We start from the raw sequence: 13776 nt of genomic DNA, 5'->3' as shown, positions 1-13776 counted from the left end.
CAGCCATCCTGGCGCGCGATTGCAGCGCCATTCGTTTGAACATAGGAGAACAACATGGAACGCGTCGAACATCACGCCAGCTCTGATGGCTGGCAGGACGTCTATCAACACGAATCCACGACACTCGGCTGCACGATGAAGGTCGGTGTCTACCTGCCCCCGCAGGCGCAGCACGGCAAAGTGCCGGTGCTGTACTGGCTTTCGGGCCTCACCTGTACCGAGCAGAACTTCATCACCAAGTCCGCAGTCCAGCGCTACGCGGCCGAACATGGCATCGCCGTCGTCGTACCGGATACCAGTCCTCGCGGCGAAAGCGTTGCCAATGATCCTGCCTACGACCTCGGACAAGGGGCGGGTTTCTACGTCAATGCAACCCAGGCTCCCTGGGCTGCGAACTACCGGATGTATGACTACGTCGTGCAGGAGTTGCCGGCGCTGATAGAGGCTCACTTTCCCGTGACAGCGGAACGCAGCATCAGCGGCCATTCCATGGGCGGACACGGCGCCCTGGTCATCGCTCTGCGCAATCCGGGCCGTTATCGGAGCGTGTCGGCTTTCTCGCCCATCGTCGCCCCCACCGAGGTGCCCTGGGGACACAAAGCCTTCACGGCTTACCTGGGCGGCGATCAGCAAGCGTGGAAGCAGTACGACACCGTGGAGTTGATTCGCACCGCCCAGGAGCGTTTGCCATTGCTGGTGGAGCAAGGCCTGAGCGATGAGTTCCTCGAGAGCCAGCTTCGCCCCGAACTGCTGCGCAAAGCATGCGAAGAGACGGGTCACCCGCTGACGCTAAATCTGCGTCCGGGCCACGATCACAGCTATTACTTCATTGCCAGCTTCATTGGCGAGCATATTGCACACCATGCATCAGCGCTGAACCGCTGAGCGAAAGGAGATCAGGTCATGATAAAGACCTCTGGAAACCGGCATCACGTCGTCATCATCGGAGCCGGCTTCGGTGGGATCGAAGTTGCCAACCAGCTTGCCGGCACCGAGGTCGACGTGACCATCATCGATCGGCGCAATCATCACTTGTTCCAACCCTTGCTCTATCAGGTTGCGGGGGCGTCTCTCTCGACCTCGGAGATCGCCTGGCCTATTCGCTATCTCTTTCGCAATCGACCCGAAGTGAACACGTTGATGGCCGAAGTGGAGGGTGTCGATCAGGACGCGCGCGAGGTTATTCTCAACAATGGTTCGCGGCAAAGCTACGACACGCTCGTGCTCGCGACAGGTGCGACCCATGCCTATTTCGGGCATGACGAGTGGGAGCCTTTCGCACCGGGGTTGAAGACGCTGGAAGATGCCACGACCATTCGAGGACGCATCCTCGCTGCCTTCGAAGAAGCTGAGCGCACGAGCGATCCTCAGCAGCGTGCTGCGCTGCAGACGTTCGTCATCATCGGTGGTGGCCCTACCGGGGTCGAACTGGCCGGAACCATTGCCGAACTTGCGCGAGACACGCTGGCACGCGACTTTCGCTCAATCGACCCGAGCACGTCGCGTGTCGTACTGATCGAGGCTGGCCAGCGTCTGCTGTCCGTCTTCCCGGAGGATCTTTCCGCCTATACGCGCCAGGCGCTCGAGAAGCTCGGCGTCGAGGTCGTACTGGGTACGCCAGTCACCGGGTGCTCGGCCGAGGGCGTGGTATACGGCGGCACGCCTCTTTCGGCCAGGACCATCGTGTGGGCCGCCGGGGTCCAGGCGTCTCCCGCTGCCCGCTGGTTGAGCGCTACGTCTGATCGTGCTGGCCGGGTGGTCGTTGGGCCTGACCTGACGGTGGCTGGCCACCCGGAGATCTTCGCCATCGGCGATACGGCTTCGTGCACCATGCCCGACGGAAAGCCTGTACCGGGCATCGCCCCGGCGGCCAAACAGCAAGGCAAGTACGTCGCCAGCCTCATTGGACGGCGCCTGAAGGGCAAGCCCGTTGACGGACCCTTCAAATACCGGCATCAGGGGAACCTGGCCACCATCGGCCGCAGCCTGGCGGTCATTGATATGGGGCGGGTGAAGCTGCGTGGTGCCTTTGCGTGGTGGATCTGGAAGCTTGCGCATATCTACTTTCTGATCGGCACGCAAAATCGCCTGAGCGTCGCCTTGAGTTGGGTATGGAACCACAGCATCGGCTATCGGGGCTCCCGCATCATCATGCGTGCGAGCACCGACAGAGATCGCACATCAGCGTCCATGACGTTGGGTAAATCCGGCCACCTGGATTAAGGCGCTCACGTTATCGAAACAATTCGCAAAAATGCCAGGGAGATGAACTTGACCGATCTGTTCACGACCAAACCCAAGCCTCCCTTAGCCGAACTCCTGCGTCCCAGGACGCTGGACGAATTCGTCGGGCAGCGGCACCTGCTGGGCGCCGGCAAGCCGCTGCGCCTCGCATTCGAGGCGGGCAAGCTGCATTCGTTCATCCTTTGGGGACCACCAGGCGTGGGCAAGACCACCCTGGGGCGTCTGGCCGCCAGTGCAACCGACAGCCGGTTCATTGCCATCTCGGCCGTGCTTGCCGGGGTGAAGGACATCCGGCAAGCCATCGACGAGGCCCAGGCTGAACTGGACAACCATGGTCGATCGACGGTGCTTTTCGTCGATGAGATCCATCGCTTCAACAAGGCGCAGCAGGATGCCTTGCTGCCCCATGTCGAGTCGGGACTTCTGACTCTGGTGGGGGGTACCACCGAGCATCCCGGGTTGGCGGTCAATTCCGCACTGCTCTCGCGTGCACAGGTCTATACCCTCGAACCGCTGTCCGGCGACGAACTGCAGCAGCTCTATGAACGCGCGCGACCGCATCTCCAGGGCGTTACGCTGGACGCCGACGCGCTGGACCTGCTCAAGGGCTTCGCCGATGGTGACGGCAGGCGTTTCCTCAATCTGCTTGAGCAGGTGACGAATGCTGCATCGGGTGCTGGCAAGGCGGTGGTCGACGCAGCATTCGCCAGGGTGTCCACCAGTCCGTCGCTGCGCAGGTTCGACAAAGGCGGTGACGAGTTCTACTGGCAGCTCTCGGCTTTTCACAAGTCGTTGCGTGGCTCCGACCCGGATGCAGCCCTGTATTGGCTGGCCCGCATCCTCGACGGCAGCGGAGACGTCAGCCAGGTGACCCGTCGCATGGTGGTGATGGCCAGCGAAGACATCGGTAACGCCGATCCGCTGGCATTGCAACTGGCACTCAACGCCGCGCAAGCCTACGAGAGGCTGGGTTCTCCCGAGGGCGAGATACCGCTTGCTCAAGCGGTGACCTATCTCGCCCTTGCACCCAAGTCGAATGCTGCCTACACCGCCTGGGATCAGGCGAAGGCATTCGTCAAAAGCAGTGGCTCCCAGCCTGTGCCCCTCCATCTGCGCAATGCGCCGGCGAAGTTGATGAAGCAGATGGGATACCGGGAAGGCTACCGCTACGCGCACGACGAGCCCAACGGCTACGCCGCAGGACAGACCTATTTCCCGGAGGGTGTGACCAGGCCGAACTGGTATCAGCCAACGGACCGAGGTGCCGAGCGCACGATGGGGGAACGGCTTGCCTTTATGCGCTCGCTCGACGACGCGGCGGCGCGGGGGACGGACGCCTGACCGATCCCCATCCGGAATTCCGCCCCATTGCCACCTCACGAATTACAGGATAAAAACATGCCAAACCCTTCTTTCGGTGAATCCTCCTGTACCGCCGCAGCCAGCGGCCTCGTGCAGGTGCGGGGCGCGCGCGAACACAATCTCAAGGACGTTGACGTCAACATCCCGCGCAACGCGCTGGTGGTGTTCTCGGGTGTCTCCGGCTCCGGCAAGTCCTCGCTCGCCTTCGGCACCCTCTATGCCGAGGCCCAGCGGCGCTACTTCGAGTCGGTGGCCCCCTATGCGCGGCGCCTGATCGACCAGGCCGGCGTGCCCGACGTCGATTCGATCGACGGCCTGCCACCGGCGGTCGCATTGCAGCAGCAACGCGGCGCCAGCAATGCACGTTCTTCGGTAGGAAGCGTAACCACCCTGTCCAGCCTGGTGCGGATGATGTATTCGCGTGCTGGCGCCTACCCGGCCGGTCAGCCGATGCTGTACGCCGAAGATTTTTCGCCCAACATGCCGCAGGGAGCATGTCCGACCTGCCACGGTCTGGGCCATGTGTACGAGGTGACCGAGGCCATCATGGTGCCCGATCCTTCCCTGACCATCCGCGAGCGTGCAATCGCCTCGTGGCCCCCCGCCTGGCAAGGGCAGAACCTGCGCGACATCCTGGTCAGCATGGGCTATGACGTCGACCGGCCGTGGAAGGACCTGCCCAGGAGAGATCGCGACTGGATCCTGTTCACCGAAGAAACACCCACGGTGCCGGTGTACGCGGGCTTCACGCCCGCTGAAACCCGCGCCGCGCTCAAGCGCAAGCTGGAGCCGAGCTACATGGGCACCTTCACCGGCGCCAGGCGCTACGTGCTGCACACCTTTGCCAACACCCAGAGCGCCCTGATGAGAAAGCGCGTCTCCCGGTTCATGGAAGGCAAGCCGTGCCCCACCTGCCACGGCAAACGGCTCAAGCCCGAAGCGCTGTCGGTCACCTTCGCCGGCGTGGACATCGGCGAGTTCATGCAGATGCCGCTGGACCAGTTGGCAGCCTTGCTCGAACCCATCGCCCAGGGGGATTTCCGCGCCCATGTGGCGGGCGCGGGTACGGACAGGGAAGCGACCCGGCGTGACCGCGCCGAACGCGCGGCCTCCGGCCGCGCCGTCCATTCGGTGTCGCCTGACGTGCGTCGCACCTCCGCGCTGTCGGAAGAAAAGCGCCTTGCAGCGCAGCGGCTGGCTGGTGGCGTGATGGCACGCCTGCGCCAACTGCGCGGGCTGGGCCTGGGTTACCTGACGCTGGACCGGGCCACGCCGACGCTTTCGGCCGGCGAGTTGCAGCGCCTGCGGCTGGCCACGCAATTGAGTTCCCTGCTGTTCGGCGTCGTGTACGTACTCGACGAACCCTCGGCGGGGCTGCACCCCGCCGACAGTCAGGCTCTGTACGACGCACTCGACAGGCTGCGCGACGCGGGCAACTCGGTGTTCGTTGTAGAGCACGACCTGGACCTGATGCGCCGCGCACAATGGCTCGTGGACGTGGGGCCGGATGCTGGGGAGCGTGGCGGCCGCGTGCTGTACAGCGGTGAGCCGGACGGCCTGCGACAGATCGCCGAATCGCGTACCGCGCGCTACCTGTTCGACGAGATCCCCGCGCCGGGCAGCCGGGCACGCGAAGCCAGCGACTGGCTGGAGTTGCAGGGCGTCCACCGCCACAACCTGCATGGCGTGGATGCGCGCATTCCGCTAGGCGTGCTGACGGCCGTCACCGGCATCTCCGGCTCGGGCAAGTCCAGCCTCGTCGCGCAGACCCTGCCGGAACTGGTGCTGCTGCACCTGGGCCACGAGCCTGAAGACGATGCGGCGGAAAGCGGAACCGGTGAAGGGCCAGCGGTGATCGAGGTCACCGGCGGTCATCTGGCCGGTGACGTGGATGCCGTGCAGCGTCTGGTGCAGGTGGACCAGAAGCCGATCGGGCGCACGCCTCGCTCGAACCTGGCCACCTACACGGGCCTGTTTGACCATGTGCGCAAGCTGTTCGCCGCCACCCCCGATGCGCGCCGCCGCCGCTATGACGCTGGCCGGTTCTCGTTCAACGTGGCCAAGGGGCGCTGCGAAACCTGCGAGGGCGAAGGCTTCGTCAGCGTAGAGCTGCTGTTCATGCCCAGCGTGTACGCGCCGTGCCCGACCTGCCATGGTGCACGCTACAACGAGGCCACGCTGAAGGTTCTCTGGAAAGACCGCAACATCGCCGAGGTACTGCAGATGACCGTGGACGAAGCCAGCGAATTCTTTGCGGGTGAAGACGCTGTGGCAAGGCCACTACAACTGCTGCGCGATATCGGACTGGGCTATCTGCGCCTGGGACAACCGGCCACTGAGCTTTCCGGTGGCGAGGCGCAGCGCATCAAGCTGGCCACCGAGCTTCAGCGCAGCCAGCGCGGACGCAGCCTGTACGTGCTCGACGAGCCGACCACCGGGCTGCATGCGTCGGATGCCGACCGGCTGCTGGTGCAGTTGCAGCGCCTGGTCGATGCCGGCAATACCGTGGTGATGATCGAGCACGACATGCGGGCCGTGGCACAGGCCGACTGGGTGATCGACGTGGGACCCGGCGCGGGCGATGCCGGGGGCCGCGTGGTGGCCGCCGGCACCCCGCCTCAGGTGGCACAGGTGCCGGATAGCCGGACAGCGCCTTTTCTCGCCCAGGAACTGGCACGCACCGAAACGGATGTCCAACACGGACGCCGGAGACAGGGATAACCTGCGTCCATACCTGCAGATCCAGCGGTCTCGCGATTCTCGACCGCGACCGCGAGATCGCGCGTTTTGTCTCCGTTCCGTTTTGGGCGATCGAGGTCACCCTGTCCGCAGGTGGTGCTTCCTTCATCGCGCACTGGCAACCGCCGCAGGGCTGTACCGACGGCGCCGGCCGCTGCTTGCAGCAGCCCGTCGTGCAGCAGGCAGTCGAGCGTATCCGCGCGGCTGACTCCGCCCAGGTGATCAGCGTCGAGACCGGGCGCGTGCGTGAAGGTCCACCGCTACCGTTCGACTTGGGCACGCTGCAAGAGGTCTGCTCCCGGCAGTTCGGCCTGGACGTGCAGGAATGAGCGTGAGCACGTAAATCGATGGGAATTCGGGGCGTTTTGAGCAGCTTGCGTGATGTAGCGGTGGGGGTCTCCCTCAGGCATCTTGCACAAACGACGCCCAAGGGAGAGTCTCGTGTCTGCCAAGAACCGAGACTTCCAGAGTGTGCCACGTGAGTGCCCGCGATCCCAACTTCTATCACCTGCTGTTACGTATCGATCAGGACTTCGCCGAACAGACCCGCGCGCAGCGTTGTCGCTGCGGTGGCGTACTCCATAGCGCCCGCTACCCGCGCAAGCCGCGCGGAATTTCATACGAAGCCCGCTGCCACTGCGAGTTCCGCTACAGCTTCTGCTGCGCCGACTGTCGCCGTCGTACCACGCCATTCTCGGTGCGCTTTCTCGGCCGGCGCGTCTACACCGCCGCAATCATGATTGTCGTCAGCGCCACGCGTGCGAGCGCCGGTACGGCCGCGGCAATGCGCCAGCTCGATGCGCTGGGCGTGCCACCCTCGACGATCGCGCGATGGCGGCACTGGTGGATGACCGGGTTTGTCGGCACACCGTTCTGGGCGCTCGGACGGGCGGCGTTCGTGCCGCCCGTCGAGACCGCACAGGTGCCGGCAAGCCTGCTCGAGCGCTTCGCTACCACGCAGCCTGCCGAGCCATTGCCATGCCTGCTGCGCTGGCTCTCACCGCTCACCAGCGGCAGCGCCGTGAGCACCCTGCGTGAGGGACGGTAACCGCCCGCAGAACTTGTCGCTCGCCCCCCTCGGACTGCGCCGGTAGTCTCGCCTCTCCCCCGAATCGCGGCGCGGTGCGCCGCATCCCTGGAGAGAGCATGACTGAACTTCACGATTTACCCCTGCGGGATCGTTGGGCGCGCCTGCGCTTTGCGGTTGTGGGCCCCTTGCTGGCAGCACCGCCTGAACCCGGGCAGGTGCGCGAACTCATCACCGCGCTGGCCGCCAAACGCTGGCGTCATCCCGTCACTGGCGACGATGTCCAGTTCGGCCGCTCCACCGTTGAGCGGTGGTTCTACCGGGCCCGCAAGGCGGCCCACGATCCGGTGGCGAGCCTGCGCGACCGCAAGCGCCCCAGCGGCGCCGGCGCAAGCCTGTCGCCTCAGGCGGTACAGGCGATTCGCGCGCAGTACCGGGAACATCCCGGCTGGACCTGCCAGTTGCACGTCGACAATCTCAAGGTCACGCTCGGCCCGGCGAACCTGCCGTCGTACACGACGGTGCGTCGTTATCTGCGTGCGCAGGGCCTGTCCCGTGAACGCAAGCCGCGTCATACCAGCGCCGGCGCGATGCTCGCACGCGATCGCCTCGAGAAGCTCGAGGTCCGCAGCTTCGAGGTCGAGCACGTCAACGCGCTCTGGCATCTCGATTTCCATCACGGCTCGCGCAAGCTGCTCACGCATGATGGCCAGTGGATCACGCCGATGCTGCTGTGCGTGCTCGATGACCGTTCGCGCGTCGTCTGTCACGCGCAATGGTTTCTCGATGAGACCGCACGTAGTCTGATCCATGGGCTCACCCAGGCGCTCCAGCGTCGTGGCCGGCCTCGCGCACTGATGACCGACAACGGCGCAGCAATGCTTGCCGAGGAGACGACCGCCGGCTTGCTCGCGCTCGGCGTGCTGCACCAGACGACCTTGCCATATTCGCCGTACCAGAACGCGAAGCAGGAAACGTTCTGGGCCCGCATCGAAGGGCGCGTGATGGCCATGCTCGAAGGCGAGCCCAATCTCACGCTCGAACTGCTCAATCAGGCCACCCACGCGTGGATCGAGCGCGAGTACCACCACGCGCATCATTCTGAGATCGGTGGCACGCCGCTCAAACGCTATCTGGCCGGCCCCGATGTGGGCCGCGAATGCCCGTCGAGTGACGCGCTGCGCGCCGCATTCCGTATCGACGTGACGCGCGCCCAGCGGCGCTCGGATGGCACCGTGAGTCTGGCCGGCACGCGCTTCGAGATTCCCTCGGCCTACCGGCACCTGCAGCGCGTGCACCTGCGCTATGCGCGCTGGGACCTGAGCGGCGTCGATCTCGTCGACGCCGGCAGCGGCGCCGTGCTGTGCCCGCTGCGGCCGCTGGACAAGGCCGCCAATGCTGATGGCCAGCGCAGGCGACTCGATGCCGTCAATGTCGAGCCGCCACCGGCCAGTGCGCCCGGCATCGCGCCGCTGCTACGCCAGATGCTGGCCGACCACGCCGCAACCGGGTTGCCGCCAGCCTGGATTCCCGCCAACTGGCAGGAGGAGGCATGAGCCAGCGTCTGCAAGCCCTCTACGGCCTGAAGTGGAACCCGTTCTCGCCGGAGCTTCCCCTCGAAGCGCTGTACGTGCCGCCGCGCGTCGAGAACTTCTGCTGGCGCATCGAGAACGCGCTCGTGCGCGAAGGCGGCTTCGCGATGATCCACGGCGAGCCGGGGACCGGCAAGAGCGTGGTCATGCGCGTGCTGGCCGAGAAGCTCGAGCGACTGACCGATCTGACAGTCGTCTCGATCAATCATCCGCAGAGCAACCTTGCCGACTTCTATCGCGAGATGGGCGACATCTTCGGTCTGGAACTCCGGCCGCACAACCGCTGGGGCGGCTTCAGGTCGCTGCGCGACCGGTGGATGTCGCACCTGCAAAGCACGCGCCGGCGCCCAATCCTGCTGATCGACGAAGCGCAGGAAATGAGTCCCGGCGTGCTCAACGAACTGCGGCTCATGGCCAGCGCCCGCTTCGATTCGCAGCCCCTGCTGTGCGTGGTGCTCGCCGGCGACACGCGCCTGACCGACAAGCTGCGGCGCGACGAACTGCTGCCACTGGGCAGCCGTATCCGTTCCCGCCTGGGGACCGAGAAGGCTTCGGCCGACGACCTGCTGGCCTGCCTCGAACATCTGCTCGCCAGCGCCGGCGCCCCGCAGCTGATGACACCGCCGCTGCGCCACACGCTGTGCGAACACGCGCTGGGCAACTACCGCGTGCTCACCACGCTCGCCAACGAACTGCTCACCACCGCCGCGCAGCGGGAACTGTCCGAACTCGACGAGAAGCTGTACTTCGAGGTCTTTGCACCATCAACACAGTCCTCGCGCCGCACGCCAGCGCGTCAACCCAACGGAGCCCGATGACATGTCCCGTAAAGCATCACCTCACAAACCCAACGCCTCCCGGAGCTTGCCATTGCCCGAGCTCTCCGACGAGGCAGCCTACATGATGCAGTTCTTCATCGAAGACCTCTATCTGTGGTTCAGCCGCGCCTACGCCACCCAGATCCGCCGCTATCGCGAGCCCTGGTACCGCGGTCCGACACAGCCGCCACACCAGAGCATTGACGAGCCATTCTGAAACGACAACGGGAGCTTCATCGCTCCCGTTTTACTTCGTCCCTCGAACATCATTTATGTTGCTCATTGCCCCATCGATTTACGTGCTCACGCTCAGGAAACGCTCGACATCGCGCAGGCCCCGTACGAGACGCACAAGGCGACGACGTACCCGCGCTCCGATTCGGGCCTACCTGCCCGAAAGCATGTTCGCCGAGGTGCCGACCGTGCTCGACAGCCTGGTCAAGACCGATCCGGCCCTGCCCCCACTGGTCGCCCAGCTCGACTGCACCCAGCGCTCGCGTGCCGGGAACGACGGCAAGGTCACGGCGCACCACGGCATCATTCCGACCCTCGAACCTGCGAATCTCGCAGCCATGAGCGAGAAGGAACTGGCCGTCTACAAGCTGATCCGTGCGCATTGCCTGGCACAGTTCCTCCCCCACCACGAGTTCGATCGCACCACGGCGCGGCTCCCCTTCGGCGGACAGAGCCTGGAGGCCGCAAGCAGGTTATCGTGCCGGGCTGGCGCCTGGTGCTGGCCGCCCCGGAACCTGCCGACGAGGAAGGCGAAGCCGGGCCACGTAGCCAGGTGTTGCCGCCGCTGCGCGAAGGACTGGCCTGCCAAATTGGCCAGGTCGATCTGAAGGCACTCAAGACGTTTCCGCCCGAGCCACCGTTCCCAAGCCGGCAGACACTGGCTGGGGAACGACGTACACCGCCCTCAATAATCAGAGCGCGCTGGTGCCGGTCTGGTGGTTCTTCATGCACGCGATCTCGAAGGCCATTACCAGCGCAGCAGTCGCAGCGATTCCATGTGGCACGGACCTCCGGCAAATCCGCATGGACGTGGATGCCGCCCGCATCAACGATCCGGTGGTGCTGGCTCAGGAGTTCGCGGACTTCACGCACGACTGCTACGGGCCGTCGCGCGCCAGGCTCTTCATGAACCGGCCGACGCTGTCCGACACGCAGATGAATGATTTGACCTGGATCGGCTCGAACTACTTCTTCAACACGGGCGGCTCCTACGACACCAACTCTATTTGCGGCCCCGGTGCGTTAACCGCCATGCGATCAGACTCCGTGCCGCTGCCAGAACTCTGCTGGCGTAATGATCGCGTAGCGGTCCGACAAGGCCAACAGATCCTTGTCTCCAGTGACCAGATACTGCGCCTTTGCTGCAATCAGAGTCATCAGCACAGGCTGGTCGGCGGGATCACGCAGCGCCACGTCCTGCTTCGCTTCGGGTTCGACTATGTCGGCCAGGAACATGAAGCTGTCCGCCAGATCGCGGATTTCCACCGGAGTCATCTGGACTTTTGGCAAACGCGGCAATACACGTACCATTTCATCCAGTATGTAATGCGAAAGTGCCACCTCCAGGCCACCTTGCCGCCAAGCCGCAACGATGCGTCCCGGCACACTACCCGGATAGGCCAGCCCCGATACCAGCACATTGGTATCGAGTACGACGCGCAATCCCGACATCAGCGCGCCTTCCGCTCGGCGGCCACGGCAGCCTCGATTTCGGCCAGGCCTTCCTCTGCCGGTACGCCGGCATAGGCATCGTTGATCCGACGGCTCAGGACGTCGAAGCGTTCCTGCATGCGCCGGATGCGGGCAAACAGCTCGGCGTCGACCAAAGCCGCGACCGGCTTGCCGTCTTTGTTGATGACGATGCTGTCGTTGCGGTACTGCACCTGGTTAAGCATCTCGCCCAAGTTCTGCCGGAAGTTCACTGCACTGACTTCAGTAATCATTGCGCACCCATGACCGATATGATTGATATGGTCATTATGGTTAAATTGCGGCATCGTGTCTAGTCCGTCAAGAGTCAGAGGCGCCCCATCGGAACACATCTGGCAACGCACCTCCGTCTCGCGCAGCCAGTTTGCTGCGCTGTACCGCGCGCCGCTGGAGCGCTACGCCGAGCTGGTCCAGCAGTTTCCGCCTCGGAAGGCCACCACCACGCCTATCCCGGGCGCATGCTGGATCACGGACCTAGAGCCGGCATCCCGGCTCTAGGTGCGTTCCTGCCACGCAGGCAGTGATGGCTGCTTCGACCTATGCCTCCGCGCCGGGCTTAGCCTGGGCTATGGCGACGATGGCGATTTCTTCGGAGATTTTGGATTTTCCTCGTCAGGGGCATATATCGATGACGACCTTGCCGATGGCATGGCCTTTTTCGAGGTGGGTATAGGCGGCACTCACATCCGTCAGGGAGAAGCGTGCCGGATCAAGTAACGGCCGGAGCTTACCCCTATCGACGAGCGCCCCGATTTCGCTCAGGATCTCTCCATGGCGAGCGAGACCCTGACCGGCAAGCATCGGCAGAAGCATGAAGATACCGATGAGATCGAGACTGCGGCCGAGGATGACTGACAGGTCATGGGATTCCCATCGCCTTGACGCTCTCGCGGCCATTCAGTTTGTAGGTGCCGAAACCGTTCGCCGGAATCTGGATACCGTCATTCAAGGCAAGCTGCGGAATAGCCGTTTCGATCATCTCGCGCTCCTCGTTTTATTCGTTGGGGGCCGAGAGGGCCGTCGGTTTTCCGCGGGTAACCGACCACCCGAGCGCGCCACGCGCCATGGCCACGACCACGAACAGGCCAACTGCCGCGCAGGCGCTACCGACCGCGAACACGGAGGGGAATCCGAAGGCTGTGGCGAACACCCCTGTCACCGGGCCGGTCAAGCCATAGGCCAGATCCTGGAATGCCGCGAATCCTCCCAATGCGGTCGCACGACTATGGACGTCAACGCGCTTGACGACTTCGACGCCCAAGGACGGAAAGGCCATCGAACAGCCGGCGCCGGTTACGGCAGCGCCCAAAAGCGCCATCGGGGCGGTTGGCGCGAGAAAGAGCAGTGCTTGCCCTACCATTTCAATGGCTAGGGATGCGATGGCAATGGGCATTCCACCATAGCGATCCGGGAGGTGACCGCACAGGACACGAACCAACACAAAAGCACCCCCGAAACAGCTCAATGCGAGGCCCGTTCCCGCCCATCCCCTGGCAGCAAAATCCAGTGAGACAAAAGCGCCGATCGCCGCAAACCCAACGCCCTGTAGCAGCACGGCCAGCCCAGGCTGCCAGATAAGGCCTATCACACTCCAGAATGGCTGGTGCTCGCCTTTCAGGGGCGCCACTCCTGCAACGGGGTACGCAAAGAAGGCGGCGATCATGGGCAGGTGGACGACCACCGTGCCCACATACGTCATACCGCCCCGGTGATAGAGCCAGTAACCGATTGGCGCGGCCAGCGCGATCGCGCCATACATCGCCATACCGGTCCACGCCAGTACCTTGCCAGAACGCGGCTGTCCGACCGTGCCGATTCCCCACCCAAACATGCCTACGATGAGCTGGCTTTCGCCAAACCCCAGCACGAGTCGGCCGACGATCAGCACGAGCAACCTGACCACGCCCGCAGCCGGAAGTTGTGCCGAGAGAACCAGCGCAAGGCCCGAACACCCGCAGAAAAACATGCCACGCAGCATGACAGGGCGCGCGCCCATGCGGTCGACCTGGCGACCGGCTACGCCTCGCGTCAGGATGGTGGCCAGAAACTGGATGCCGACCGACAGACCGACCAGGACATTGCCGAATCCCAGTGTTTTTCCGACGTAAAGAGGAACAACCGGCAACGGCAGGCCAATCGTCATGAAGGTCAGGAATACCGCTGTTGTCAGCGCGGCCAGCGCGCGGGTAGCGCGCCGGGCATCGGCTTGCGCTTGTGGGGCAAGCATCGAGTCAGCCGTAGTAACGGCAGAAGTTTCGTCACGCATGAA

Annotated in this window: 12 protein-coding genes and 4 pseudogenes; 12 read left to right on the top strand and 4 right to left on the bottom strand. The window is 64.2% G+C overall.

Features of this window, described 5'->3' with window-relative positions:
- Window positions 1-54: 54 nt before the first annotated feature.
- The 11 genes and pseudogenes from fghA to BPHYT_RS38960 form a co-directional block, all read left to right on the top strand.
- Window positions 55-885, top strand: a complete 831-nt coding sequence (gene fghA / locus BPHYT_RS00495) for an S-formylglutathione hydrolase (RefSeq protein ID WP_012431202.1) — start codon at window positions 55-57, stop codon at window positions 883-885.
- Window positions 886-903: 18 nt separating this feature from the next.
- Entirely contained in the window at window positions 904-2223 is a 1320-nt protein-coding gene (locus tag BPHYT_RS00490; RefSeq protein ID WP_012431201.1) for an NAD(P)/FAD-dependent oxidoreductase, read from the top strand.
- A 48-nt stretch (window positions 2224-2271) separates the two neighbouring features.
- Window positions 2272-3585 (top strand): replication-associated recombination protein A, encoded by a 1314-nt coding sequence (locus BPHYT_RS00485; RefSeq protein ID WP_021163354.1) that lies wholly within the window; start codon window positions 2272-2274, stop codon window positions 3583-3585.
- A gap of 57 nt (window positions 3586-3642) precedes the next feature.
- Entirely contained in the window at window positions 3643-6327 is a 2685-nt protein-coding gene (locus tag BPHYT_RS00480; protein WP_012431199.1) for an excinuclease ABC subunit UvrA, read from the top strand.
- A gap of 35 nt (window positions 6328-6362) precedes the next feature.
- Window positions 6363-6671 (top strand): annotated as a pseudogene (locus BPHYT_RS36985) (DNA topoisomerase); the annotation flags it as partial.
- A 152-nt stretch (window positions 6672-6823) separates the two neighbouring features.
- Window positions 6824-7393, top strand: coding sequence for a hypothetical protein (locus BPHYT_RS00475; protein ID WP_007176046.1), 570 nt, complete (start codon window positions 6824-6826; stop codon window positions 7391-7393).
- Between the two features lie 98 nt (window positions 7394-7491).
- The gene (locus BPHYT_RS00470; RefSeq protein ID WP_012250652.1) at window positions 7492-8928 is read left to right on the top strand and encodes a helix-turn-helix domain-containing protein; all 1437 of its coding nucleotides are present in this window, start codon (window positions 7492-7494) and stop codon (window positions 8926-8928) included.
- On the top strand, window positions 8925-9782 hold the full coding sequence (locus BPHYT_RS00465) for an ExeA family protein (protein WP_012427050.1): 858 nt from the start codon (window positions 8925-8927) through the stop codon (window positions 9780-9782). The genes BPHYT_RS00470 and BPHYT_RS00465 overlap by 4 nt, the downstream gene beginning before the upstream one ends.
- Window position 9783: 1 nt before the next feature.
- Window positions 9784-9999: a hypothetical protein gene (locus tag BPHYT_RS00460; protein ID WP_012250658.1), complete on the top strand. Its 216-nt coding sequence runs from the start codon at window positions 9784-9786 to the stop codon at window positions 9997-9999.
- Window positions 10000-10086: 87 nt separating this feature from the next.
- Window positions 10087-10653 (top strand): annotated as a pseudogene (locus BPHYT_RS38965) (DNA topoisomerase); the annotation flags it as partial.
- Window positions 10654-10655: 2 nt separating this feature from the next.
- Window positions 10656-11015 (top strand): annotated as a pseudogene (locus tag BPHYT_RS38960) (conjugal transfer protein TraG N-terminal domain-containing protein); the annotation flags it as partial.
- Window positions 11016-11054: 39 nt separating this feature from the next.
- Here the strand turns inward: BPHYT_RS38960 and BPHYT_RS00450 are convergent.
- Together BPHYT_RS00450 and BPHYT_RS00445 are read right to left on the bottom strand one after the other, a co-directional pair.
- Window positions 11055-11468: a putative toxin-antitoxin system toxin component, PIN family gene (locus tag BPHYT_RS00450; protein ID WP_012431198.1), complete on the bottom strand. Its 414-nt coding sequence runs from the start codon at window positions 11466-11468 to the stop codon at window positions 11055-11057.
- The gene (locus BPHYT_RS00445) at window positions 11468-11794 is read right to left on the bottom strand and encodes a type II toxin-antitoxin system Phd/YefM family antitoxin (protein ID WP_238535609.1); all 327 of its coding nucleotides are present in this window, start codon (window positions 11792-11794) and stop codon (window positions 11468-11470) included. Before BPHYT_RS00445 ends, BPHYT_RS00450 begins: the two co-directional genes overlap by 1 nt.
- Before the next feature lie 37 nt (window positions 11795-11831).
- Here BPHYT_RS00445 and BPHYT_RS36975 point away from each other — a divergent pair.
- Window positions 11832-11980: pseudogene (locus BPHYT_RS36975) on the top strand (TraI domain-containing protein); the annotation flags it as partial.
- 139 nt (window positions 11981-12119) lie between these two features.
- On the opposite strand, the gene BPHYT_RS00440 reads toward BPHYT_RS36975, so the two are convergent.
- The gene (locus BPHYT_RS00440; protein ID WP_041758165.1) at window positions 12120-12320 is read right to left on the bottom strand and encodes a zinc-binding dehydrogenase; all 201 of its coding nucleotides are present in this window, start codon (window positions 12318-12320) and stop codon (window positions 12120-12122) included.
- A gap of 181 nt (window positions 12321-12501) precedes the next feature.
- Window positions 12502-13773, bottom strand: coding sequence for an MFS transporter (locus tag BPHYT_RS00435; RefSeq protein WP_223274404.1), 1272 nt, complete (start codon window positions 13771-13773; stop codon window positions 12502-12504).
- Window positions 13774-13776: the final 3 nt, after the last annotated feature.

The organism is Paraburkholderia phytofirmans PsJN (assembly GCF_000020125.1).
In the GTDB taxonomy this organism is placed as follows: Bacteria; Pseudomonadota; Gammaproteobacteria; order Burkholderiales; family Burkholderiaceae; genus Paraburkholderia; species Paraburkholderia phytofirmans.
Note: the sequence above shows the minus strand (reverse complement) of the source record. Positions and strands in the feature narration are given on the sequence as shown.